We start from the raw sequence: 23,679 nt of genomic DNA, 5'->3' as shown, positions 1-23,679 counted from the left end.
ATGAATCAGCGTCAGCAATCTTTGATTTACCAATTAATTGAAACAAATAATTATATCACAATAAAAAAGCTAGCAGAGCATTTCCATGTGTCGGAAAGAACGGTTCATAGCGATTTGAATGTCATTGAAACTTGGTTCAGAGACAAACAGCTGCCTTTGATGATTGAAAGAAAAAAGGGGACAGGGATTTTGTTGAATGGTCTGCCTCACGAAAAGGAACAATTGAAACAAGCGCTTAATGAAGAGGCACAAACAGAAATGGATAAAAACCAGCTTCGTCAATTATTGATTTTCCATCTGCTAGTAGCAAAAGACGGATTTAGTCTTGAAGAGCTTTCAGAAAAACTATATGTTGGAAAACGTACGATTCGTAAAGAATTGACAGAGCTGAAAAGCTTTTTTGAGTACCATCATTTACAGCTAGTATCCAAAACAAAACTTGGCACTTTTCTCAAAGGCGATGAACAAGAAAAAAGACAGCTGCTTGTTAAGACGCTACGCAATATGCAGAAAGAAAATCCACAAAGTCCGTCGTTGAAAGAATTTTTTGCCAAAGATACATTAAAAGTTATCCAACATACATTAAAAGAAGTTTTCTATGAAAATCATCTAGAACAACCAGGAGGACTGGCTAGTGTGGAGATTCATATCTATTTTATGCTTGAGCGAATGAAACAGTACCAGAAAGTGAAATTAAGTAAAGACGAAAATGAAGTCGTTGAGCACACCCAAGCACAGCAGTTAAGTAGTCAGATCTTAGCAAAATTAGCCACTATTTACCCAATTGAATTTTCTCCTGATGAAATCAATTATCTGGCTTTGCGTATCGCCAATCTTTTTACAAACTCACAAGCAGCCACACGATTTCAAAAGGAATCTAGTACACTTACTGATCATTTGATTGTACAAGTGGAGCAGTTTTTAGGTTATTCATTGAAAGAAGATCAGTTACTGAAACAAAACTTAAGGTCTCATTTATCTTCGACCTATTTTCGACTCCATTATGGATTGCAGATTTCTAATCCATTGACGAAAAACGTATTTAGTACGTACACACAACTTTTTTTAGTTTTACAGTTGATTCTAGAAGATTATTTTGAGAAAGAAAATTTTTATGTTCCGCAAGATGAGACAGCTTATTTAACGATCCATTTTCAAGCGGCGATCGAGAGACACAAACATCAGAAAAGTAGAAGATACCAAGCCGTTTTAGTTAGTGAATATTCAAAAGCTATGGCTACTTTTCTTGAAGCGCGGCTGAACAGAGAACTTCCGGAATTAACGATTATAGATTTAATTGAATATAAGCCAGGACTAGAGAGGGAAGACTTTCCACCTGTTGATTTTATTTTAGCTACATTACCGTTTAAACATGAAAATATTCCAGTAATCGAGATTTCACCAATGATCACAGAAACTGATCTGGCCTATTTGACAAAATATATGCTGGAACATGTACCTATCAAGAAGAAAAAAACGTTTGATCTAGCAAGCTTTACTCATCCATTTTTGATCTTTCCTCAGCTTGAATGGACTGACCCAGTAGATATTTTAAATTTTATGGGGAATGTCTTAGTAGAACATCATTATGTGGAGTCGGAATTCGTCGATTCTGTCTTGGAACGAGACCGTCACGCCAGTACTAGAGTGGCACCATTTGTAACGATTCCTCACGGTAATCCGCTGTATGTAAAACATTCGATGATTTCTATTGCAACAATGAAAGAACCAATCCTATGGCATGGGGAACAGATACGTATCGTACTGCTGTTAGCAATAAAGAGAAAGGATTTGAAACATGCAGAGTTCAAAAAAATTTTTTCTGTTATTCACTATTTAGAAAAGCAACCAGAACAAATGGCACAGTTGATGCAATCCAATCATCCACTAGAGATTTTAACCTTGTTGTCTAGTTATGAATAAGCAGATATTAAAAAACTGCCTTTATATCTATAATAATTCTATCTATTTATTTAGAAGTAGAAAACTAAATACAAAGGGACTATAACAAAAGTCTTGTTACAGTTCCTTCTTGCGAATAAATGGTGTTCAATCAACTGACCCTCGGTATTCGCTCAAAAAACGGCAAAATATGAGGAACTATTTTGCCGTTTATTTCTCTAATACTCAGGTCAAGGCACTGATTTCGCAACCTCTTCCTTAAACGGTGTTCTCATGCCAACTCCTCGGTCACAAGTCACAATATCCAACAAACTTGAGAAGCTGTTTTTTGAAATTGCTCCTTGTGACTCAGAGTGAAACGGCAGGCTCACGACCTCTTGGTATAAACGGTGTTCAAAAGCCAGTTTCTCGGTATTAAGCCAAATTTATGCAAAAATGTGGAAAGCCATTTTCACAAAATTTTTCTTCATACTCGAAACTAAGCGGCTTTTTCACAACCTCTTCTTTAAACGGTGTTCAAAAGCTTGCACCTGCGGTAATAAGTCCAGCCAATTCAAAAACATGAAACGCTGTTTTTGTTTGGCTGGACTTATTACTTGATGCAGAACAGCTTCTCCACAACCTCTATTTAATGAAATGGATTATAGAATCGTCCGTCATTTAGGATAACTAATAAAATCCCTATTGAACAAAAGAGGACAACGAGAAATAGTGCAAGATAATCATTCCGTTGCAATGGTTTTGCCGACAGCCATGTCCGTCCTTTTTTCTTTCCAAAACGCCGAAGTTCCATGGCAGAAGAAATCGTCTCAATACGTTCTAAACTGGAAAAAATCAATGGGATCGCAATCGTCAAATTTCCTCGTACCCGTTTCATGAGAGAGGCTTTACCAGAGAGTTCATTTCCTCGTGCTTGCTGGGCTTTGGAAATCGTTCGAAAATCCTCTTGGATATCTGGAATGTAGCGTAGCGCTAAAGAAAAGGCATAAGCAATTTTATAAGAGCCACCAATTCGATGGATACTAGAAGCTAATTCACTTGGATTCGTCGTTAAAATAAAAATCAAACCTGGAGGAATGGTAACGAAATATTTAATCAGTAAATTGAATTCATAAAAAATCTGTTCTTGAGTGAGCGTATATCTACCGATTCCATCAAAGATGACATGGCGAGTACCATAGATAGCTACTCCGTATTCTGGGGCAAATAAATAAACAGTCAATAAATTCAAAATGGAGAAAAAAGCAATGAACTTCAATACAAAAGAGATCTCAGAATAACTAATTCTGGCTATCCGAAAAATGAGAACCGAAAACACAGCAAGACAAAGCAAAAATCGTGTGTCATAAGAGACCATCCCAATAATCGAAAGTAATAGAAAACAAAAAAGTTTGGTAAAACCGCTGAGTTGATGGATGATTGTTTTTTTCGGTACATAACCGATGAGATTATTCTCTGTCATAAGGGTCCCCCTTATGCTGAATAAAAGCCGAAACGAATCCGCTAGCATCTGTCAGCTGATTACTTTTTGCCAAATGATACAAACTAGTTTTCCGCAAGCTTGCCGAGGTAACTAAATCGGTTGAAGATAGTACCTTCGAAGGTCTTTCATCTGCAATAATTTGTCCTTCTTTCAAAACAATCGTCCGTTCTGTATATTCCAGCATCAAGTGCATATCATGAGTGATCATCAAAATCGTGATGCCTTGCTGATTCAATTTTTTCAAAAAATCCATCATTTTAGTGTAGTGATAGTAATCTTGTCCAGCAGTCGGTTCATCAAGAATCAGCAATTCTGGTTCGAGTACTAATATAGCTGCAACTGCTACTCGTCGTTTTTGTCCATAGCTCAGCGCTGAAATCGGCCAGTTACGAAACTCATACAATCCGCATATTTTCAAAGTTTCCAAGACTTTTTCTTGGATGTTTATCGGATCTTCACCGCGATTTTCTAAAGCTAAAGCAACTTCTTCAAAAACTATGTTTTTAGAAAGCATTTGGTTACTGTTTTGCAGTACATAGCCAATTTTGTCCGCTCGCTCTTTGATGCTTTCAGATATGATTGATTGGTCTTTCCACAATAGTTCTCCTTGTTGGAAAGGTTGGAAACCGGTGATGAGATTGGACAATGTGGATTTTCCTGCTCCATTATGTCCGACTAAACTAACCATCTCTCCTTGATGAAGAGTTAAATCGATTCCTTTGATGATTGGTTCCTTACCGAAGTGGAAGGATACATTTTTCAATGTCAATAGCGGCGTTTTCTTTTTAGAAGGAGAACAAAAAGTCCCTTGTTGTTTTGCTAAAGCAGCAGCAATCTCTGGGGAAACCAGTTGATCGACTTGTGTTAAATCTGGGAATTCTGTCAATGAGAGTCCAGAACGTTTTAATGCTGTGATGTATAAGGGTTCACGAATTCCGCACTTCGACAATAAATCACTTTTCAGCAATTCAGTAGGAGCTATATCCGCAATAATCTTTCCCTCATCAATCAAGATGATGCGATCGACTGGTGCAGCTAGCACTTCCTCCAAACGATGTTCAATAATGATCGTCGTAAATTTTTGCGATTGATAGAGACGGTCAATCATCTGGATTGCTTCATAGCCTGTCTGTGGATCAAGATTAGCTAATGGCTCATCAAACAAGAGAATAGGTGTTTCATCGATCAAAACACCAGCCATTGCTACCCGCTGCTTTTGTCCGCCAGATAGATCTTGCGGACGTTTGTCTAATTGGGCCAGTAAATTCGTCTTTTCTGCCCAGAAATTGACTGCTTCTTGCATTTCTTTTTGTTCGATCATCTCATTTTCAAGAGAAAAAGCGATATCTTCGGCTACTGTTAATCCGACAAATTGGCTGTCAGTATCTTGTAAAACGGTGCCTACTTCTAATGAAAGATCATAGATAGAAGATTCACTGAAATTTTTACCATTGATCGTTAATTGACCAGTAAAACTTCCTTTTTCATTTTGTGGGATGATGCCATTCAAACATTTTCCCAAAGTTGATTTTCCTGAGCCGCTAGGTCCTATGATCAAAATTTTTTCCCCAGGATGGATAATCAAATCGATATTTTTTAATGTTGCTTCGGCTTGGCTGTCATATTGAAATGTAAAATTACGAAACTCGATCATTTTAGTTCCTCACGTTCTAAGCTTCTTTGTTCAAACTTCCTTTTTTGACTTTTGTCTGTGCATAAGCTTTCAATAAAATAATGCCGATAATCCCCGTCACAATAGCATTTGTGATTCCAGCAACGATTCCTTGCGTGAAGACTTTGCTTGGGGCCTCTGCATAAATCAAAATATCTCCCACAGGTGCAATAATCACCCATGTCACTAAATTGGCAATCGTTTCACCCACGAGGAAGAGCGTGATTTCTTTTTTACCAAATATGCCTTCTTCAATCGGGATACGTTTGGTCAATAAACCAAAAAACACACCTAAAATCCCAGATGCAATGATCCATGACCACCAAGCACCATAAGTAGTTAAGTCACCCAGTGCATGGCCAATAAAACCAGCTAATCCTGCAACGACTGGCCCGTAAACTACTCCTAGCAACGCTAGAAATGGGTAAGCGGTCGCGATATCCGTATTTGGAACACCTGTTGGAATCGTGACGAAACGTTTTAAGATAAAGAAGACAGCTGCTCCGATACCGATAGCTACAATATGCTTTACTGTAAATTTTTTATTCATTCTATTTTCCCCCAATTGTTTATTTATGAATGCGCGTTTCCAATTTTTGACCACATCATGTCAAATTTTTGTCGGATGATTCGAAATTTTCCGAAAATTCACTTCCTTTCGATGGTATCCAAGGTCAAGTAGTAGATGGACTTTATTAGTATCGATAGTCGATTCAAAAGTGGGTACAAAAAAATGCCCTAGCAAAAAATTGCTAAGGGCATAGATATGCGTTACCACCTTTGGTTATAAAATCCTCACAGACTTTACCTCGATCAGTACCCAAAAAAATCATCTTTTGGAAACTGTGCCTAGTTAACGGTAGACATCCGTATTTCCTTAAATATTCGGGAAATCCGCTCAAAAGCCATTTTCAAGTAACAGATACGCATTCCTTTTCACCAAGCAGGAACTCTCTTTGGCGTCTAACATTACTTTACTTTCTTTGTCATCGCGTTTCATTGATTGCTAATAAAATAGCAGAGAAGTATCCATTTGTCAACGGGAGGAACGATTGATCTAGTAAAAAGAAGAGAAGAAGTTTTTGCTAGAGAACAATTCTATCTATCAGTTAATTGTAAAAACATTTTTGAGGATTCCTTTATAAACTTGGGGCATATTGATTTAAGTCAGAAACCTTTGTTTTGATTACTTCTCTGACTTTTCTGAATTCCGCTAATATTTCTTCTTCGCTCCCGACAGCTTGTGCAGGATCTTTTAGGTCCCAGTGAAGGTGTTCGTGATTGTTTGGAATGGCAGGGCACTTGTCTTTGGCATCACCACAAAGTGTAATGATCAAGTCTGCCTGATCAAAGTAATCTCTATCAATCAAATCAGACGTCTGTTTGGAAATATCGATACCGTCTTCTGCCATGATTTTTACAGCTCTTGGATTCAAACCATGTGTCTCGATCCCCGCACTTCTTATCTCAAACTTTGAAGGAGGCAGATATTTACGCGCGTAGCCTTCTGCTATTTGACTGCGGCAAGAATTGCCCGTACATAAAAAATAGATTTTTTTCATTTGATTTCCTCCGTTATGTATTAGTAAATGTAACTGTTTATCTAAAGAAAACTCTATATGATGGAGCGAAAAAAACAATGGGTTTCTTAGTTTATATGTTTCTTGTTGTTCAGCGTATAAATTGATGTGTACAAAGAACTCATCCTGTCTTTTTTACCATAAATACACGTTAGAAACAATCATTTTGAGTCAAAAAACAACGATGTGAAAGACTATTAAAAGAGATTAAGACATGGCAGATGATGAAGGAAGTAGGGGTATAGTCAGCCGATAGATTTCTTGAATATGACGCGAGAACAATTATTCGTCTTTTAAGAAAAAAAGTAGTAGAATCAGTTCATATTAAAAATAAAAAACCTTCCATTTTTGTAGGGTTGGAGGAGGTCATTACCTTGAAAAAAATCGGCTTTTTAAGCTTTGGACATTGGATGGAGCAAGGATCACTCGTGAAAACAGCTCAAGATGCTTATTTGCAATCCATCGATTTAGCAGTGGAAGCAGAAAAAATTGGAGTAGACGGAGCGTTTTTCCGCGTACATCATTTTGCCCCTCAGATTGGGTCGCCGTTTCCTTTGCTAGCTACAATCGGTGCAAAGACAAGTAAGATCGAAATCGGTACAGGACTTATCGATATGCGATATGAAAACCCTTATTATATGGCAGAAAATGCCGGATTGACAGATATCATCACGCAAGGAAGAGTGCAACTAGGAGTGGGGCGTGGTTCACCTGAACAAGTCCTAGATGGCTGGAAATACTTTGGGTATGATTACAGTGAAGAAGAAATCAAAGAGGTGACACGGGAACGCACCCTTGAATTCTTGGAACTACTTGAAGGAAAACCATTTGCAGAACCAAATCCTCAACCAATGTTCCCACAAGGATCAGGAAAATTACGGATCGAACCTTATTCAGAAGGATTACGACAAAGAATCTGGTGGGGAGCTGGCTCGCAGCAAACGGCAATCTGGGCAGCACAACATGGAATGAATCTGCAATCATCTACATTAGTCAATTACGAATCCCATGAGCCGTTCCATATCCAACAAGCAAACCAATTACGTGCGTATAAAGAAGCGTGGAAGCAGGCAGGTCATGATTTTGAACCAAGAACATTGGTCACTCGATCGATCCAGCCAATCACCACTGATTTGGATCGACGTTTATTTGGACAAGACGGTAGTCCGCAACAAGATGCTGTCGGCTATCTTGCTTATCACCGGAACCCGACGATTTTTGGAAAAACTTTTGCTGGTGAACCTGATCAATTAATCAAGGAGCTAGCTGAAGATGAAGCAATCAAAGAAGCAGACACAGTACTTGTCACGATTCCTAATACTTTAGGGGTAGAATACAACATGCACTTGCTTGAAACAATCGTAAAAGATATCGCTCCAGAATTAGGATGGCGGTAAAAAGGATATTTCTGTAAGTGCAGGATACTTGAGTGAAAAAATAAACACTTCTAACAATCATTTAGAGGTGTTTATTCATGTTTTCATGAAGTTCATAGAGAAGGAAAGTGAGTTATCCGTTTGTTCAGTGAGAATGTTCATAAGCTTCTTTTACATGTTGGGGTAAATCATCAGGAATCAGTTTCAATACGGCTTCTTCATTGCCGGTTTTTATTGCTTCTTCATAGTACCAGCTTTTGTAATTTAGCATAGCGAGTACTCTTTCTAATTTTGTTATTTCTTCTTCTACGACTTCTTTTTGCTTTTCAAATAGTTCTTTACGAACCGCAAATGTCTTACTGCCTTCTTTGCTCCATTCCATGAATTGCTTGATGTCTTTTATTTCTAAACCAGATTTTTTCAAACAATCAATGACTCTCAAAGCCTCTAATTCACTCTCTGAAAATTTTCTAATACCGGAAACACGCTGGATATCAGGAAATAATCCCTCTTTGTCGTAATAACGTAAAGTAGAAACAGGAAGTCCAAACATTTCAGACACTTGTCCAATGGAATACATAAAAAAATCCTCCTAAATTAAAATTTTATCCTTGACCTAAAGTCAGGTTTAAGTTTTATCATGATAATACATTCAAAAACAAATGTCAATTTTGATCAAAGGAGCGTTTAGAATATGAGTAAAGAATTAAATATCACCCAAGAATGGGACAAAGTATTTCCAAAAAGCGAGCAAGTCAATCATCGAAAGGTGACCTTCCAAAATCGTTTCGGTATCACATTAGTCGCTGATTTATATGAACCAAAAGAAGTAAGTGAAGAGAAATTGCCAGCAATCGCTGTGAGCGGACCATTTGGCGCAGTAAAGGAACAATCGTCTGGTCTATATGCGCAGACGATGGCTGAAAGAGGCTTTTTAACGATTGCATTTGACCCATCGTTTACAGGAGAAAGCGGAGGAGTACCACGATATGTTGCTTCGCCTGATATCAATACGGAAGATTTTCAAGCGGCAGTAGACTTTTTATCTGTACAAAAAAATGTAAACCCTGAGAGAATCGGAATCATCGGTATTTGTGGATGGGGAGGTACGGCATTGAATGCGGCAGCGATCGATACACGGGTCAAAGCAACAGTCGTCTCAACAATGTACGATATGACTCGAGTAACAGCCAATGGCTACTTCGATGCTATGGATGAAGATGCCCGATATAAAATGCGTGAAGAATTAAATGCACAACGTATCATTGATTTCAAACAAGGGGACTACGCACGTGCTGGAGGAGTGGTTGACCCATTGCCTAAAGATGCTCCTCAGTTTGTTAAAGATTACCATGCGTATTATAAAACAGATCGCGGATACCATGTCCGTTCTTTAAATTCTAACGACGGTTGGAATAGGACATCAGGGTTATCACTTATGAATGCGAAACTATTGCATTATATTCCAGAAATCCGTCATGCGGTATTAGTCATTCATGGGGAAAAAGCTCACTCACGTTACTTTGGGGAGGATGCTTTCAATGAGCTGAAAGGCGATAACAAGGAACTCATGATCATTCCAGGAGCTTCCCATACAGATCTATACGACCAGACAGATATCATTCCATTTGAAAAAATGGCAACATTCTTTGAAGAGAACCTTGTGTAACCAAAAGAGGTTTTGAAAAAGCCGCTTAGTTTCGAGTATTAAGAAAAATTTTGTGAAAATGGCTTTCCACATTTTTGCATAAATTTGGCTTAATACCGAGAAACTGGCTTTTGAACACCGTTTATCAAGAGGTCGTAAGCCTGCCGTTTCACTCTGAGTCACAAGGAGCAATTTCAAAAAACAGCTTCTCATGTTTGTTGAATATTGTGACTTGTGACCGAGGAGTTGGCAGGAGAACACCGTTTATTCGAAAAAAAGAACTGTGACACTGTAGTGACCCCAAAAAGTTAGATTTTTTGGTCTAACTTTTGGGGGTCGGTACATTTTTTGTCACAGTCTCTTTGTGTCTCATTTCATATAAACAATTATTTACTTTGTACTATTTATTTCATTTCTGTGATTTTAATATTTTTTGCTAAATTTTTTACATCAGCTGGGATAACTTTCCCGACTTCTGATTGCTGTGCATTCGACATGCCGCAAGCCATTGCATACCTTACACATTCTTTTAAAGGATAATTCTGTTCTAATGAATGAGCAAAACCTCCAACAGTGGCATCCCCAGAGCCTGTTGTATTCGTGATAGGGATCTTAGGGATTTCAACATTCCAAAATTCTTCTTTTACTTTGACTACTGCACCATACGAGCCGCAAGAAACCATGATGACATCGATATCTTTAAATAGTGGATTTGTTTTTAGATGGTGTTTTATGTCGCTTTTTTGAGTGATTTTTTGATGGATGATATCTGAAAACTCATGGATATTAGGTTTGATGAACATCGGTTTATACTTACTTGCTAAGACTTCACGGAGATGTTGTCCAGATATATCCATTAATATATAGGTGGAAGGATCTATTTGTTCTTTGATATATTGTAATAATTTAGCATACAAAAAGGGGTCTTGATTGTTGACAGAACCATTTATTGTAATGACTGAAAGGTAATTATTTTTACTGATTTGTTTGATATCATTCATTAATTTTTTGATAGTAGCATCTGCTATTTTAGGACCAGCTTCCACAAGTTCTGTCTGCGTTTCGCCATCATGCATGATGGTGACGGCACCTCTTGATTCTTCTGCAATAGGTAAAAAATGCAAATCAAACAGATTTTCATTTTGCAGCATATCTTGAATCATACCGCCAAAATAACCGCCCAAAAACCCCGTTAAAATAACTGATGAACCTAGTAAAGCAGAAGCTCGTCCGCAATTGATTCCCTTGCCGCCTACATAGCGTACCGGAGAAGCAAAGCGTGTCATCGTACCTAATTCAAAGTGTTTTGTAAAATAAATGGAATCAATGGATGGGTTCATCGTGATTGTCAGTATCATTTTTTGGCTCCTTTAATATGGTTAAGTATTTTGAATAATGATGGAAATCTTGTTCTGATAAATGATTATCGGTTATTAGATAATCAAAATCGGTTAATTTTCTAAAAGTATAGACATCTGATTTATTTAATTTTGAATAATCTGCAACAATACATTTGATTTTTGCTGCATTGAGCGCTGCATTTTGAATATTTCCTTCAATAAATTGAGCAGTTGTGACATTGTTTTCAAATATTCCATTTGTTGCAGCGAAAGAGATATCGACATTCAAACTTTCAAAAGATCTTTCTGCAACTTCCCCAATGAACTCTTCTGTAATAGGAGAAAATTCGCCACCAGTAAGTAAAATCCGATAACTAGTATGATTCTTCAAATAGTTGAAAGCAATCAAACTATTTGTAATTACAAATAGATTTTTCTTTTGAATGAAAGGGAGTGCATACAGGATCGTTGTACCGGCGCCTACATAAATAGTAGAATGATCCGGAATTATACTGTTCATGACTTGGCCAATATATTTTTTTTCGGCTACATTCGTATCAATCTTTTCTTGAGTCGATAGTTCTCGATTATAAGGTTCCTTTCGTTCAACGCCACCATACAGCTTTTTTACTTTATTTTTTTTTGCTAATTCAGTGACATCTCGGCGTATGGTCATTTCTGATACGCCTAATTTGTTAGCGATTTCTGAATTAGTTAAATAAAAATCTTTCTCTAATAACGTAATGATTTGTTCTTGTCTTTCTTTTTTCAACATATGAATTACTCCTTTAACATAAAAGTCAAGTTTTGTTCGACTTTGTTCTTCTTAATTATATAGATAAACGATTTTATTTTCAAGTAGATCAAATTTAACAAAATAAATTTCTTTTGAAAGCGTTGACAAAACGAACTAACAGAAATATAATGTTCTTGTAAACAAAGATGAACTTAGTAGAACATAAAATTAACAAACTTAATCAAAAAGAGGGTGGAGAAATGGAATATAAAGAGATGTTTGTTCCTAGTCTGATTCAATTAGCGGTAGACGTAAAAAATAAAGAAGAAGCTTTTTTAATAGCTGCCCAACGATTAGAAAAAATGGGGTACGTCAATGAGAATTATTTGAATGGACTGATTGCAAGAGAAAGAGAATTTCCTACAGGATTAATTACTAAGTATTTAAATATCGCACTGCCACATTCGGAATGTGAATATGTCGAAAAGCCATTCGTTTTTGTTATGCAGCTGAAGAACCCAATTTATTTTTATCAAATGGGGGATAATCAGGAAATGACTGTAGAAAATCTATTTTTTTTAGGAATCAAAGAACCAAAAGAACAAGTAGGATTACTTCAAACGTTTATGAATTTATTCATGGATGAAACATTCGTGGAAAATTATAAGAAACAAAAAACACCGCAAAAAATATACGAACTTATTACAAATTATATTTAGGAGGAAGAAAAATGAAGAATCGGTTAATTGTCGCATGTGGAAGTGGAGTAGCAACGAGTCAGACGATCGCGAGTAAGATCCAAAGTATGTTAGAAGATGATGGCATTACATTTCCTGTAGAAGCAGTTGATTACAAATCGATCCAAAATGAGCTTCCTACTGCTGGAATCTATGTGTATGTCGCACAGCCGGATGATGAAGTCCTGGAACAAGCAAAAGATTTAGGTATTGAAGTATTTCCAGGAATTCCATTTTTAACTGGAATGGGCGTAGAACCTATTTATGACAGTATCAAAGAGTTAATACAGTAAAGAATGATTGTCGGATAAAAAAGTTGGTTCATGGTTTTATCTACTATATTTCGAAAGAAAGAAGGTTTATTTATGGAAGTTTTCCAAACCATTATCAATTATGTTTTGAACTTAGGATCAGCCATTTTTGTTCCCCTGATTATTTTGATACTTGGATTATTGGCAGGGATGAAATTTAAAAAAGCATTCATGTCTGCATTGACTTTAGGGATCGCTTTTAGCGGGATGTCTATGGTCATTGGCTATATGTCTAACGCAGTAAGTCCAGCATCAGAAGCATTGGCTAAAAATACGGGAATCAGTTTGCCTGCACTTGATCTTGGGTGGACAGGTGCAGCAAGCATCACATGGTCGTGGAGTTATGCTTTTATATTCTTTGCAGTAACGATTGGGGTCAATTTTGTACTGTTACTTTTTAATTGGACGAAGACGTTAAATGTTGATATGTGGAATGTTTGGGGAAAAGCTTTAACTGCTTATTTAGTTTATTATGTTTCTGGTAGTTTGGCTGCAGGGTTTCTTACAGCAATGGTTCAAGTCATATTGGAATTAAAGCTTGGTGATATGTTTCAGAAGCATATACAAGATCTCACAGGGATTCCATTAGTAACAGTGACTCATTTTATGACATCTGCCGCTGTCTTGTTGCTCCCTTTCAATATGATCATGGATAAAATACCTGCATTAAATAAACGAGCGGATACGAATGCATTGAAGAAGAAAATTGGGATTTTCTCTGAAAACTCTGTAATGGGGTTCATTATTGGCTTGGGACTTGGCTTTGCTGCTGCGTACGGTGTTTCAGGTTCTCTTAATCTAGCGATCCAAACAGCTACAGCATTAAGTTTGTTTCCTATGATCTCTAAAATGTTCATGCAATCTTTGTCTCCTTTAGCAGACGCGATGTCAGAATTTATGAAAAAGCGATTTAAGGATCGTGAAGTATATATTGGATTGGACTGGCCGATATTAGCTGGTCGTTCAGAGATTTGGGTTACTGCTATTTTACTTGTTCCTGTGTTTATCGGTTATGCCATCATTTTGCCAGGAAACCAAGTATTACCATTAGCAGGGATCATCAACTATTCGATTGCGGTCGGCGGATTGCTTCTAACAGGAGGAAACTTGGCTCGTATGCTGATCCTAGGAATCCTCACGATGCCCATTTATTTGTACGGTGCCACTTATCTTGCGCCAATACTCAGTGATTTAGCAGAAACAAGCGGGGCAGTCGAGGCAATCAAGAAAGGACAGTTGATCACATGGTCATCAATAGAAGGACCGGAGTTCAGGGTTTTATTTGCGGAGGCATTTAATAGAAATATTCTCGCTATTGTAGGATGCGTAATTTTTCTAGGACTGTTTGTTCTACTTTATAAATATATGATAAAAGCGAAAGTCCCGAGCAAACGTTATGCTGAACTACAAAAATAGCATCGGAATGGTGGGAAAGTTATGAAAAGGGAAGAGATAGAAAAATTAAAATGGACGATAGCTCTTTGTGGTACACTTCTGCTATTTCTATATGGACTCTTTACTCAGAATATCATCATCAATCTATTGGTCATTTTTTTCGCACTAGTGATCTATAAATATGGAAATCACGTTTTATTCAGAGAGTACGATGAAAAAAGAAAACAGAAAATAGAAGAATCAATGAAAATAAAAGAAGCTACCAAAGAAATATTGAGAGAAAAAAGTTTTATAAAAAGGTAATGGAGGGGTCATTATGTCAGATGGACGTATGTTATTTGAGAGAGAACGACAGGACATGGCACGTATCGTAAGAGTGATTTTCGAAAGGAAAAATACAAATGTCGCAGGAGGAAATTTTTCCTTTAAAACCACTGATGATCAAGGAAAAGACTACATCGTCATGACACCGACCATGATGTCAGAAGCCTATCTTGGAGAGATTTCTCCTGCACAAGTTCTAGTAGTAGAACCGGGAACACGAAAAATCATCGATGGTGTTGGAAAATTAACTCGGGAGATCAATATGCATGAAGCGATGTATGAGACTAATCCATCTATCAAAGCTGTTTTGCATGCTCATGCTCCTAATGCAATGTTCTGGGCGACCACTGGTTTGCCTATGCCTAATTTGACTGAAGCCACAGCTAAAGTAAAAGAGATTCCTGTCATGGACTTTGAGCCTAATTGCTCTGAAGAACTTGCTGAATTGACAAGCGATTACGTAAAAACACATGATTTAGAATTGCCCCATATGTTATTACTCAATTCACATGGCGTATTGATCAACACAGGTGGAGAATCAGGAATCGAAGCCATCCATAAAGCACTGCAAATCCTTGATACAGTCGAATGGAATGCAGAAATCGCTTATAAACAGACGATTTTCCAAGCACTAGGGATTACTGATGGATTTTATTCGAAAGGTGAGAAAATCGGCAGATTGGAAGATTTGAAACATAAAACGGCTATTTATAATAAATCTGTTATTACAGCTAGCGGAGACTAACCTATCTGACAAAAAAACTACGACTTTCACACACGATGATCCAGATTGATATCTGCTTCAGGTTGTGTCATGTAAGTCGTAGTTCTTTTCTTTTATTTAGTTAGAAGACGCTCTGTCCATTCCCTCGCTTGCTCGATTTCGTCCATCGTCAACTGATGACCTGTTACAGTTAGCTGAATAGTCACATTTGCTTGGCGCGTTTCGAATTGATCGGACAATTCTTTAAAGGAAGCAGGGGAAACGATTGGATCGTTATCACCATAAGAAAGCCAGACGGTTTTATCCTCTAATATGGAACGGCTTTGATGAACACCTAGAGACATCGGATGGAAAAACAACCCTTTATTTAGCTTGGTCTCACGCTCCAATAATAAATGAGCAGCGATGTTTGCGCCATTTGAATAGCCGACAAGCAGCCAATCATTTAACGGTATCTGTTCTGTTTCGCTGATATCTTTGATTTTTTCATGGAGCTTATCTGTTTCTTTTTCCAAACTGTCCAGGTCGAATTGATTCAATCCATTACGCTTGAAAAAACGATTCATCCCATCTTCTTGGACCGTGCCACGAAAAGAAAGCAACGTACTGTTTGGTGCAAGAAAGTGAGCGATATCCAGTAAAGAATGTTCGTCGCCACCTGTGCCATGAAGTAAGATCAAATGCTTGCCACTTGTTCCTTTTTCAAAAATGTAGGACATTTTGTTCCCTCTTTTCTGTTTCTATAGATGCAAATGAAGTAGCATGAAGAGATTATTCACGTTTTTTATTTGCGTCACTTGTATCGAAAGGACGGACATAGGCTTCAATGGCTTCACGACGTTCTTCTAAGAATGGAGGAAGAGATAGTTTTTCTCCAGCGGATTCTGCTGGTTCATCTTCAAGGAATCCAGGACCATCAGTTGCTAATTCAAACAGTACGTGATGAGCGGCTAGGAAGTACTCAGATTGGAAATAGAAACGATCGACGAAACCAGAATTTGGTAATTCAATCTTATTGATTACTTGAATCCAGTATTCCAATGCTTCTTTGTCTGCTACACGCAATGCTAAGTGATGGATATTTCCAAATCCTTCGATTGCTTTTGGCAAGTCTGTCCGATGTTCAATAATGATGCTTGCACCATTTCCGCCTTCACCGATTTCAAATAAGTAGAAATCTCCTGAATGATCTGTTTCTTTGAATCCTAAGATTTTTTCAAGAATCAAGCGGATATGTTCTAATTGATTGACACGGACAAAGACAGGTCCAAGTCCTGTGATCGCAAATTCTGTCGGTACATTGCTGTTTTTCCAAGGAATGCCAGCTGCTACACCTTGATTGTTTTCGTCAGAGATCAATTGATAATATTGATTGTCGAAATCTTCAAACTCGATATATTTTTTGCCGAAACGTTCATTGATTGCTGAATGAGTAACGTCATATTTTTCAAAACGTTCCAACCAAAAGTCTAATGCAGCGTCACTTGGTACACGGAAAGAAGCACGAGAGATCGTATCTGTTCCTTTTTTTCCTTTTGGCTGATTTGGAAAATCAAAGAAAGTCATATCTGTTCCTGGCGCACCAGTATCATCTGTAAAGTAAAGATGGTAAGTTTCGATGTCATCTTGGTTAACGGTTTTTTTGATTAAGCGCATTCCTAAAATATCTGTAAAAAAGCGGTAGATTTTTGTAGCGCTAGATGTCATTGCTGTGACGTGGTGAATTCCTCTGATTTGTGTATCCATGATAAATTTCCTCCTGTCAACTTACAAAAAGTAAGTAGTTGATTTAGACATAGTATAGAGGGTGCATCTCTATTTTGCAATTAATTTGTCTTCTAAAGTATTAGAAAGGAATCAAGAATGGAAAAGAGGAGGAACGGATCAATAAAATAAAAAGACTTACGACTAGCTGTGTTGATTTCAAAAAAACTAGCTTTAAAAAGCTAACTTTAGAATCATTACGGGTGGTCATAAGTCTTTTTATGATTAGATGGAAACGAGTTTCTGAAAGTACTTGGTAAATGTTATTCAAAAGATTGTATCTGTGACAATCAATCGACTCGAAACTAAGCGGCTTTTTCATAACCTCTTTGGTTAAGTTGAACGCACATCCAGAACAGAATAGTTCCGAACATCAAATCGGTTTCGGCTGGAAGAATATTCAATCGGCTGTCCATCTTTGAGATAGACGACTTGCTGAACTTCCAGTACAGGATCGTTTTCTGCACAGTTCAAATATTGCTGATCATATTCATCACTTTTATCTGCAGAAATAGCACGATAAGCCCCTGCAAAATGGACATTCAATTCTTGATGAAGATGATCATAGATAGAGGCTAACAAATGTTCTTTTTTTAAACCCGGCACAAGATGGACTGGCATAAAGGTATGCTCTAAAACATAAGGCTCGCCATCTAAGATCCTTAACCGGTGAATATTGTAGACAGGTTGCTCGGCATCGATCATCAATCGTTCTTGGATATATTGATCAGGGAATTCAACGTCAAAATGAATGATTTGACTCTTCAAAGAACGATGTCTGCGTTTCATTTGGAGACTCAAACCTTCATACTCGTTAGCGGGCGATGTGTCTTTTTGCATGAATGGATGATTCAAGATTTTCGTTCCTGATCCTCGCTGCGAATAGACAAGTCCTTCCATCGCTAAGATATTGATGGCTTTTTTGATTGTCATCCGGCTCGCACCAAATTCTTTTACCAAGTCCACTTGATTAGGCAAAAAACTATCAGGAGGATACTCTTTTGAACGGATTCGTTCCCTTAAAATATTTGCGATTTCTTCGTATTTTGGCACGTTATTCACCTCTTCTAGAGTATAACGAAAGATCATGCTTCCGACAACTCGAAGTAGCATCTGGAACATTGTTTATTCGAAAAAAGGGGATATGACAAGTTTCTTGTCATATCCCCTTAATGATCCATTAAGCAATATCTAAATCTGGTTGTTTATCCAAGACTTTCAAGAACGGGTACCAGATAAAGGCAACGATGACAAAGTCGATGACTTGCAGCATACCACCAAGCCATGAATTTGTTGCTAAGACGCCGCTTGCAATGATTGGCACAGTCCATGGAACAGAGACGCCAGTTGGTGCAGGGACAAGTCCAGCAGCCATTACCAAATAATTGAACGTGGTTACGATTAGAGGTGCCACGACCCAAGGAATAAGGATTGTTGCATTCAATACGATTGGAAGACCAAAGATCGCTGGTTCATTTACATTGAAAATACCAGGTGCTAAAGCTAATCGACCAACATCACGATACTGTTTCTTTTTAAGAACAAAGGCCATTAATAAAACGACAGCTAAAGTCATTCCAGAGCCACCAATACCAACAGTGAAGGTTTCCATGAATGGTTTTGTGATGATGTGTGGTAATTCTTTTCCATGTTGATAAGCTTCTAAGTTATCAAGCATCAGTGTATTCCAGATCGGGTCCATTACAGAGTTGACGATGATTTGTCCGTGAAGTCCGAAGAACCATAAGAATTGGACAAAGAACAAAGCAATCAATGTTGCAGGTAAACTACTTCCCAAACCAGTTAATGGTTTTTGGATCACTTCATAAACGACATCATGTAAGTTAGCATTGAAAATACCAGTCATCACAGCGTTGATTACTAAGAAAACAGTTAGTGTCACTACAGCAGGGATCAAAGCGGCAAATGATTTTGTTACTGCAGGTGGAACTCCATCAGGCATTTTGATCTGCCAGCCGCGTTTCGTGATTCTGCAGTAAATTTCTCCAGCCAAGAAAGCAGCGATCATTCCAATGAACATTCCTTTTGCGCCAAGACGATCAAGTGAAAGAACACCAGTTACATCTTCACCACCAACGGTTTTCATTGCAAAAGGCGTAAGAATCAAGAAGCTGGCAAAAGACACGGCACCACCGAAAATACCTTCAACGTCATAAGATTTTGATAAATAATAGCCGATACCAAAAGTAACAAAAACCGACATGATGCTCATTGTTGCATTTTGCCCATTACCGAATAAGTTCGATAAAGTTCCCTTTGTTGCGTCACTGAAAAAAGGCAAGTTATTGATAACGACAACGATCGAACCGAACATCGTTAAAGGGAAGGAAAGCATAAACGCATCCCGTAAAACTGTAAGGTAACGATTTTGCCCTAATAAATTAGCTAAGGGCATGATTTTCTCAGAAAGCTTGTCCATAAAACCGTTCATTTTTATTCACCTCAAATTTATTTGCAATCGATTACATACAAAGTATAACGCCGAATATTTTAAATGTCTAGTCATTTTTATAAAAAGTATTGATTTATTTTTATGGGTTCGTTATGATTACGATATCAAGAAGAAAAGAGAGGAAGTAAAAAAATGAAAACCTATACATTTCCAGAAAATTTTTGGTGGGGTTCTGCTGCTAGCGGACCGCAAACAGAAGGAAGAGTAAGTAATGACGGGAAAGGAGAAAATATTTGGGATCATTGGTATGCATTAGAGCCTGAAAAATTCTTTGATCAAGTAGGACCTGAAAAAACTTCGCAAGTTTACACAAAATACAAAGAAGATGTTCAGTTAATGAAAGAAACTGGTCATAACACATTTCGTACATCTATCCAATGGAGTCGTTTGATTCCGGAAGGGACAGGTGAAATCAATCAAAAAGCTGTTTCTTTTTATCGAGATTATTTTACTGAATTGCTGAACAATGGTATCGAGCCTTTTGTAAATCTTTACCATTTTGATATGCCACTGTCCTTGCAAGAAAAAGGCGGATGGTTATCAAGAGAAACGGTTGACGCTTATGTTTCTTATGCAGCCGCATGTTTTGAATTGTTTGGAGATCTAGTCAAAAAATGGTTTACTCATAACGAGCCAATCGTACCTGTAGAAGGAGGCTACTTGTATCAATTCCACTATCCAAACCATATCAATATGAAAGAAGCGGTCCAAGTAGGCTATCATGAGAATTTAGCAAGTGCAAAGGCAATCAAAGCCTACCACGAAGGCGGTCATGATGGTGAAATCGGAATCATCTTGAATCTGACACCAAGTTATCCGAGAGATGAAACGAACCCAGAAGATGTAAAAGCAGCGCAAATCGCGGATGCATTCTTCAACAGATCGTTCCTTGATCCTGCAGTGAAAGGCGAGTTTCCACAAGAGTTGATCGAGATTGTCAAAACATTGGGTATAATGCCTGACATTCATGAAGGAGACTTAGAACTCATCAGAGAAAACACGATTGACCTGTTAGGAATCAATTATTATCAGCCTCGTCGGATCAAAGCAAAAGAAACACCAATCGATCACGAACATAGCCCCATGCCAGATGATTATTTTGAGAATTACGACATGCCCAATAAAAAAATGAATCCATATCGTGGATGGGAAATTTACGAAAAAGGCATCTATGATATTTTAACGAATACAAGAGAGAATTATGGTAATATCAAATGCTATATTTCTGAAAATGGGATGGGGGTCGAAGGAGAAGAACGATTTGTTAACAGCGAAGGCATTATTGAAGATGATTATCGGATCGAATTTGTGACGGATCATTTGAAATATGTCCATCAAGCAATCCAAGAAGGAACGAATTGTGTGGGTTACCACATGTGGACATGTATGGACAACTGGTCATGGACAAATGCCTACAAAAATCGCTATGGCTTTATCGCTGTTGATTTGGCACAAGACGGCAAACGCACGATCAAAAAATCGGGTCGCTGGTTTAAAACGGTCTCCGAAAAAAACGGATTTGATGCCTGATATTTTTTGATAAAACGTTCACAAAATGTTTGTCCTAACACTGTAATCGTGCTACACTAACAGTGAAGGAGGCGTTTACAATGGTAGACACTTATCGTAATATTTTAGTAGCAATTGATGGTTCTGAAAAGGCAGAAAAAGCATTTCTTGAGGCAATCACGATTGCCAAACGAAATCAAGCAACATTGCACATCCTGTATGTCAATGAAGTAACAGGCAATTACTTTGGTGATTTTGCATTTGTTACAACAAGCCTGCAGGAAGAATTGGATGAGGTTGCGGAAAACCAGATGAAAGAACATCGAAACTTGGCAATCGAAAAAGGCCTGACAGATATCGAGACATATGTTCTTTACGGTTATCCAAAGACACTGATTGCTAATTTCCATGAATCGAAAGAACCAATCGATCTGATTGTCATGGGGGCGACAGGTTTGAATGCGGTAGAACGTGCGCTAGTAGGTTCCACTACTTCCTATGTAGTCAACCACGCATCATGTAACGTCATGGTTGTAAAATAAATAAATTAAGGGAACAGAAAGCAAAAAAGCATAACGCTTCTTTTGCTTTCTGTTCCTTTTTATTTTTTGCAAAAAATTACTTTACCTGATGAAGTAATCATGCTATGCTGATTACAACGACAGATGGAGTAATATGGAGGAGAGAACATGATTTCAAGTGATGGAATACGCGGATACAATGATGCGATTATTTTATCGATCCTTAACAAAAACGATTCTTATGGATACGAAATTTCTAAAACGATCCGTGAGAGGACAAATGATTCCTATGTAATCAAAGAGACGACACTTTACTCCGTTTTTGCCCGTTTAGAAAAGAATCAATTGATTGTTTCGTACCCTGGTGAAGTGACCCATGGAAAAAAACGGACATATTATAAAATCACTGAAATAGGACGTAATCTTTTAGAAGAAAAAAAGCAAGAGTGGCTGACGACAAAAGACGTGGTCGATCAATTTTTGGAGGGAAAGTAAATGGATACAATCCGTAATTATTTAGAAAGTCTTTTTATCGGAGTACCCCGAAGTACCGAGATAGAAAAGCTGAAAGCTGATCTGTTGGCAAATATGGAAGATCATTATCATGAATTAATGGGAGAAGGGAAAAATGAACAAGAGGCAATTGGTACAGTCATCTCGACATTTGGTTCAATCGACGAATTATTAGAAGAATTAGATGTCAAAAAAGAAAATCCAAGTTCCGAGACAGAATCAAATTCAGCTTCGATTTATTTAAGTGAAGCAGAAAACTACTGGAAAGAATACAGAGCAGCAAGTCTTCAAGTAGCGTCAGGTGTCCTATTCACTTGTTTATCCTTTGCAGGATTTCTGTTCTTCTGTTCAACAGGCTATGCATTCATGGGTGTTTCTTGTCTGATTTTCGGTATAGCATTAGCTGTCGGTTTTTTCATCGCTTCTGGTATGAAAATCACACGCTTAAATCACTTTTTGTATAATAGAAAAATACCTGAAAAAGTATTAGCAGAAGCAAAAGAAAAAGAAGAAGCGTATCAGCGAAGTTTTGGCTTCTCGTTGATTGCAGGAATCGGATTATGTATTTTTTCACTTTTCCCACTTTTTGCTTCGATTTTGTGGTATATGGATGGTAGTATCGGTGCCTCTGGATTTTTTGTTACCGTAGGAACGGGTGTCTTTTTGATTATTTATGGCAGTCTTGTTCGTCATTCTTATCGTCAGTTCACTCAAAGCACTTATTCGTGGTAAGTGTGCGCAAATTTGAACACCGTGAATCAGAGGTTGTGACAGAAGTAGTTAGCTTCAAGAATTAGCTTCAAGAAATTTCGGCTTATTTTTCGTAGAAGCTACTTCTGGAACACTAGTTATTCGGAAAAAAGGACTGTGACACTTTTTTGTCACAGTCTTTTTTATATATAATAATTTAAAAATTCATCATCTAACTCCATAGAATTGTCTAAATCGCTTACCCACGTGAAATCGTTATAGACAGATTTGAGCTGGCTTCTGCGCCATTGAACAGGGATAAAAAGACGCATACTATCTTCATTGAACCCGACTAATAATTTTTTTCCGTCAGTAATGATAGGACGTTGCAACAAAGTAAAATGTGAGACGATTAAATCGACAAGTTCTGAGGTCGTACATTGGTCGATTTGATCTTTCAAATTTTTATAATCAATCGAGCGTTTGGCTAATAAATCGTCAAATCCGTTTTCTGTTAATGATAATAAATAAAAGATTTCTTTTCTGGTTAAAGGCTGTTTAGGTGTGAAAATTCGTTCTCTGTAAGGCATTTGATGGTCTTTCAGCCAATTTGCCATCAGATGGTAACTATGTGTACGAGAAGAATAGATCGTAAGCATAACAAAACTCCTTAAATTTTCCATTAATTTGTTCGATCTGTTGAGATAAATAATAGGTAAGGAGCTGAGCATAAGCATGAAACCACCCAAACATCAATAGAAATAACTTTCTAAAGTCTTAAATTTGCGACGAGAAACAACTAGACTAATAGAAGGAATGTCTTAGCCATTTGGCTTCCTGTTTGTTTTTCTTGCTTATGCTGCAGCTCCTCGGGAAAGGGTTCTAACAATTTGAAGAAGGTTGATGATTGATCTAGTTTCAATTGTGTGAAATTTGAAATCTGGTGTTTTTACTAGATGAATCATCTAACAACTATGATTA

At 37.6% G+C, this 23,679-nt stretch carries 24 protein-coding genes and 1 other annotated feature; of the genes, 12 read left to right on the top strand and 12 right to left on the bottom strand.

Annotated elements, in window-relative coordinates; all coding sequences use genetic code 11:
- Positions 1-1,923: a BglG family transcription antiterminator gene (locus IGJ53_RS09345; protein WP_025478354.1), complete on the top strand. Its 1,923-nt coding sequence runs from the start codon at positions 1-3 to the stop codon at positions 1,921-1,923.
- A gap of 607 nt (positions 1,924-2,530) precedes the next feature.
- On the opposite strand, the gene IGJ53_RS09340 is transcribed toward IGJ53_RS09345, so the two are convergent.
- The 4 genes from IGJ53_RS09340 to arsC form a co-directional block, all read right to left on the bottom strand.
- Entirely contained in the window at positions 2,531-3,364 is an 834-nt protein-coding gene (locus IGJ53_RS09340) for an energy-coupling factor transporter transmembrane component T family protein (RefSeq protein WP_002372959.1), read from the bottom strand.
- Entirely contained in the window at positions 3,351-5,039 is a 1,689-nt protein-coding gene (locus IGJ53_RS09335) for an ABC transporter ATP-binding protein (protein ID WP_010732822.1), read from the bottom strand. Before IGJ53_RS09335 ends, IGJ53_RS09340 begins: the two co-directional genes overlap by 14 nt.
- A 16-nt stretch (positions 5,040-5,055) precedes the next feature.
- Positions 5,056-5,607 (bottom strand): ECF-type riboflavin transporter substrate-binding protein, encoded by a 552-nt coding sequence (locus IGJ53_RS09330; RefSeq protein WP_002315249.1) that lies wholly within the window; start codon positions 5,605-5,607, stop codon positions 5,056-5,058.
- Positions 5,608-5,808: 201 nt separating this feature from the next.
- Positions 5,809-6,056: a binding site (T-box leader), on the bottom strand.
- A 140-nt stretch (positions 6,057-6,196) separates the two neighbouring features.
- On the bottom strand, positions 6,197-6,619 hold the full coding sequence (gene arsC, locus IGJ53_RS09325) for an arsenate reductase (thioredoxin) (protein WP_438750120.1): 423 nt from the start codon (positions 6,617-6,619) through the stop codon (positions 6,197-6,199).
- Between the two features lie 392 nt (positions 6,620-7,011).
- On the opposite strand from arsC, the gene IGJ53_RS09320 reads away from it, so the two are divergent.
- On the top strand, positions 7,012-8,034 hold the full coding sequence (locus IGJ53_RS09320) for an LLM class flavin-dependent oxidoreductase (protein ID WP_010732820.1): 1,023 nt from the start codon (positions 7,012-7,014) through the stop codon (positions 8,032-8,034).
- Positions 8,035-8,158: 124 nt separating this feature from the next.
- Here IGJ53_RS09320 and IGJ53_RS09315 read toward each other — a convergent pair whose 3' ends face one another.
- On the bottom strand, positions 8,159-8,593 hold the full coding sequence (locus tag IGJ53_RS09315) for a MerR family transcriptional regulator (RefSeq protein WP_002337766.1): 435 nt from the start codon (positions 8,591-8,593) through the stop codon (positions 8,159-8,161).
- A 114-nt stretch (positions 8,594-8,707) separates the two neighbouring features.
- Here IGJ53_RS09315 and IGJ53_RS09310 point away from each other — a divergent pair, with 114 nt between their 5' ends.
- Positions 8,708-9,682 carry an alpha/beta hydrolase gene (locus IGJ53_RS09310; RefSeq protein ID WP_438750117.1) on the top strand — a complete coding sequence of 325 codons (975 nt, stop codon included), beginning with the start codon at positions 8,708-8,710 and terminating at the stop codon, positions 9,680-9,682.
- Between the two features lie 383 nt (positions 9,683-10,065).
- Here the strand turns inward: IGJ53_RS09310 and IGJ53_RS09305 are convergent, their stop codons facing one another.
- Positions 10,066-11,019, bottom strand: a complete 954-nt coding sequence (locus tag IGJ53_RS09305; protein WP_025478355.1) for a 1-phosphofructokinase family hexose kinase — start codon at positions 11,017-11,019, stop codon at positions 10,066-10,068.
- Positions 10,985-11,776: a DeoR/GlpR family DNA-binding transcription regulator gene (locus tag IGJ53_RS09300; protein ID WP_002372971.1), complete on the bottom strand. Its 792-nt coding sequence runs from the start codon at positions 11,774-11,776 to the stop codon at positions 10,985-10,987. Before IGJ53_RS09300 ends, IGJ53_RS09305 begins: the two co-directional genes overlap by 35 nt.
- A 221-nt stretch (positions 11,777-11,997) precedes the next feature.
- On the opposite strand from IGJ53_RS09300, the gene IGJ53_RS09295 reads away from it, so the two are divergent.
- From IGJ53_RS09295 to IGJ53_RS09275, 5 genes are all read left to right on the top strand, one after another.
- Positions 11,998-12,456, top strand: a complete 459-nt coding sequence (locus IGJ53_RS09295; protein WP_010732816.1) for a PTS sugar transporter subunit IIA — start codon at positions 11,998-12,000, stop codon at positions 12,454-12,456.
- An 11-nt stretch (positions 12,457-12,467) separates the two neighbouring features.
- Positions 12,468-12,767, top strand: a complete 300-nt coding sequence (locus IGJ53_RS09290; RefSeq protein ID WP_002291814.1) for a PTS sugar transporter subunit IIB — start codon at positions 12,468-12,470, stop codon at positions 12,765-12,767.
- A gap of 72 nt (positions 12,768-12,839) precedes the next feature.
- Positions 12,840-14,201 (top strand): PTS galactitol transporter subunit IIC, encoded by a 1,362-nt coding sequence (locus tag IGJ53_RS09285; protein WP_438750114.1) that lies wholly within the window; start codon positions 12,840-12,842, stop codon positions 14,199-14,201.
- 21 nt (positions 14,202-14,222) lie between these two features.
- On the top strand, positions 14,223-14,483 hold the full coding sequence (locus IGJ53_RS09280; RefSeq protein ID WP_002372975.1) for a hypothetical protein: 261 nt from the start codon (positions 14,223-14,225) through the stop codon (positions 14,481-14,483).
- 13 nt (positions 14,484-14,496) lie between these two features.
- Positions 14,497-15,249 (top strand): class II aldolase/adducin family protein, encoded by a 753-nt coding sequence (locus tag IGJ53_RS09275; RefSeq protein ID WP_010732813.1) that lies wholly within the window; start codon positions 14,497-14,499, stop codon positions 15,247-15,249.
- Positions 15,250-15,341: 92 nt separating this feature from the next.
- Here IGJ53_RS09275 and IGJ53_RS09270 read toward each other — a convergent pair whose 3' ends face one another.
- From IGJ53_RS09270 to celB, 4 genes are all read right to left on the bottom strand, one after another.
- Positions 15,342-15,947: an alpha/beta hydrolase gene (locus tag IGJ53_RS09270; RefSeq protein WP_259741733.1), complete on the bottom strand. Its 606-nt coding sequence runs from the start codon at positions 15,945-15,947 to the stop codon at positions 15,342-15,344.
- Positions 15,948-15,999: 52 nt separating this feature from the next.
- Positions 16,000-16,974, bottom strand: coding sequence for a ring-cleaving dioxygenase (locus tag IGJ53_RS09265; RefSeq protein ID WP_259741734.1), 975 nt, complete (start codon positions 16,972-16,974; stop codon positions 16,000-16,002).
- A 351-nt stretch (positions 16,975-17,325) separates the two neighbouring features.
- Positions 17,326-18,045: a GntR family transcriptional regulator gene (locus IGJ53_RS09260; RefSeq protein ID WP_002315240.1), complete on the bottom strand. Its 720-nt coding sequence runs from the start codon at positions 18,043-18,045 to the stop codon at positions 17,326-17,328.
- 127 nt (positions 18,046-18,172) lie between these two features.
- A complete protein-coding gene (gene celB / locus IGJ53_RS09255; protein ID WP_002372981.1) occupies positions 18,173-19,444 on the bottom strand; it encodes a PTS cellobiose transporter subunit IIC in 1,272 nt (423 codons plus the stop codon).
- A 153-nt stretch (positions 19,445-19,597) separates the two neighbouring features.
- On the opposite strand from celB, the gene IGJ53_RS09250 reads away from it, so the two are divergent.
- From IGJ53_RS09250 to IGJ53_RS09235, 4 genes are all read left to right on the top strand, one after another.
- Positions 19,598-20,995, top strand: coding sequence for a glycoside hydrolase family 1 protein (locus tag IGJ53_RS09250; RefSeq protein WP_259741735.1), 1,398 nt, complete (start codon positions 19,598-19,600; stop codon positions 20,993-20,995).
- 80 nt (positions 20,996-21,075) lie between these two features.
- On the top strand, positions 21,076-21,516 hold the full coding sequence (locus tag IGJ53_RS09245; protein WP_002289467.1) for a universal stress protein: 441 nt from the start codon (positions 21,076-21,078) through the stop codon (positions 21,514-21,516).
- A 147-nt stretch (positions 21,517-21,663) separates the two neighbouring features.
- Positions 21,664-21,990, top strand: a complete 327-nt coding sequence (locus IGJ53_RS09240) for a PadR family transcriptional regulator (protein WP_002291828.1) — start codon at positions 21,664-21,666, stop codon at positions 21,988-21,990.
- Positions 21,991-22,740, top strand: a complete 750-nt coding sequence (locus tag IGJ53_RS09235; RefSeq protein WP_086311005.1) for a permease prefix domain 1-containing protein — start codon at positions 21,991-21,993, stop codon at positions 22,738-22,740.
- Between the two features lie 161 nt (positions 22,741-22,901).
- Here the strand turns inward: IGJ53_RS09235 and IGJ53_RS09230 are convergent, their stop codons facing one another.
- A complete protein-coding gene (locus IGJ53_RS09230) occupies positions 22,902-23,357 on the bottom strand; it encodes a Spx/MgsR family RNA polymerase-binding regulatory protein (protein WP_002291831.1) in 456 nt (151 codons plus the stop codon).
- Positions 23,358-23,679: the final 322 nt, after the last annotated feature.

The sequence above is a fragment of the Enterococcus sp. DIV1283b genome, from assembly GCF_051710965.1.
Classification (GTDB): domain Bacteria; phylum Bacillota; class Bacilli; order Lactobacillales; family Enterococcaceae; genus Enterococcus_B; species Enterococcus_B lactis.
This window is presented reverse-complemented; position numbering and strand designations above follow the sequence as displayed.

What these genes read in the sequence shown, in the direction of transcription:
- IGJ53_RS09285 (WP_438750114.1), top strand. Translation starts at nt 12,840, where the DNA reads ATGGAAGTTTTCCAAACCATTATCAATTATGTTTTGAACTTAGGATCA.
- IGJ53_RS09275 (WP_010732813.1), top strand. Translation starts at nt 14,497, where the DNA reads ATGTCAGATGGACGTATGTTATTTGAGAGAGAACGACAGGACATGGCA.
- IGJ53_RS09280 (WP_002372975.1), top strand. Translation starts at nt 14,223, where the DNA reads ATGAAAAGGGAAGAGATAGAAAAATTAAAATGGACGATAGCTCTTTGT.
- IGJ53_RS09230 (WP_002291831.1), bottom strand. Translation starts at nt 23,357, where the DNA reads ATGCTTACGATCTATTCTTCTCGTACACATAGTTACCATCTGATGGCA.
- IGJ53_RS09340 (WP_002372959.1), bottom strand. Translation starts at nt 3,364, where the DNA reads ATGACAGAGAATAATCTCATCGGTTATGTACCGAAAAAAACAATCATC.
- IGJ53_RS09240 (WP_002291828.1), top strand. Translation starts at nt 21,664, where the DNA reads ATGATTTCAAGTGATGGAATACGCGGATACAATGATGCGATTATTTTA.
- IGJ53_RS09315 (WP_002337766.1), bottom strand. Translation starts at nt 8,593, where the DNA reads ATGTATTCCATTGGACAAGTGTCTGAAATGTTTGGACTTCCTGTTTCT.
- IGJ53_RS09250 (WP_259741735.1), top strand. Translation starts at nt 19,598, where the DNA reads ATGAAAACCTATACATTTCCAGAAAATTTTTGGTGGGGTTCTGCTGCT.
- celB (WP_002372981.1), bottom strand. Translation starts at nt 19,444, where the DNA reads ATGAACGGTTTTATGGACAAGCTTTCTGAGAAAATCATGCCCTTAGCT.
- IGJ53_RS09290 (WP_002291814.1), top strand. Translation starts at nt 12,468, where the DNA reads ATGAAGAATCGGTTAATTGTCGCATGTGGAAGTGGAGTAGCAACGAGT.
- IGJ53_RS09235 (WP_086311005.1), top strand. Translation starts at nt 21,991, where the DNA reads ATGGATACAATCCGTAATTATTTAGAAAGTCTTTTTATCGGAGTACCC.
- arsC (WP_438750120.1), bottom strand. Translation starts at nt 6,619, where the DNA reads ATGAAAAAAATCTATTTTTTATGTACGGGCAATTCTTGCCGCAGTCAA.
- IGJ53_RS09265 (WP_259741734.1), bottom strand. Translation starts at nt 16,974, where the DNA reads ATGGATACACAAATCAGAGGAATTCACCACGTCACAGCAATGACATCT.
- IGJ53_RS09310 (WP_438750117.1), top strand. Translation starts at nt 8,708, where the DNA reads ATGAGTAAAGAATTAAATATCACCCAAGAATGGGACAAAGTATTTCCA.
- IGJ53_RS09335 (WP_010732822.1), bottom strand. Translation starts at nt 5,039, where the DNA reads ATGATCGAGTTTCGTAATTTTACATTTCAATATGACAGCCAAGCCGAA.
- IGJ53_RS09300 (WP_002372971.1), bottom strand. Translation starts at nt 11,776, where the DNA reads ATGTTGAAAAAAGAAAGACAAGAACAAATCATTACGTTATTAGAGAAA.
- IGJ53_RS09245 (WP_002289467.1), top strand. Translation starts at nt 21,076, where the DNA reads ATGGTAGACACTTATCGTAATATTTTAGTAGCAATTGATGGTTCTGAA.
- IGJ53_RS09330 (WP_002315249.1), bottom strand. Translation starts at nt 5,607, where the DNA reads ATGAATAAAAAATTTACAGTAAAGCATATTGTAGCTATCGGTATCGGA.
- IGJ53_RS09270 (WP_259741733.1), bottom strand. Translation starts at nt 15,947, where the DNA reads ATGTCCTACATTTTTGAAAAAGGAACAAGTGGCAAGCATTTGATCTTA.
- IGJ53_RS09305 (WP_025478355.1), bottom strand. Translation starts at nt 11,019, where the DNA reads ATGATACTGACAATCACGATGAACCCATCCATTGATTCCATTTATTTT.
- IGJ53_RS09345 (WP_025478354.1), top strand. Translation starts at nt 1, where the DNA reads ATGAATCAGCGTCAGCAATCTTTGATTTACCAATTAATTGAAACAAAT.
- IGJ53_RS09295 (WP_010732816.1), top strand. Translation starts at nt 11,998, where the DNA reads ATGGAATATAAAGAGATGTTTGTTCCTAGTCTGATTCAATTAGCGGTA.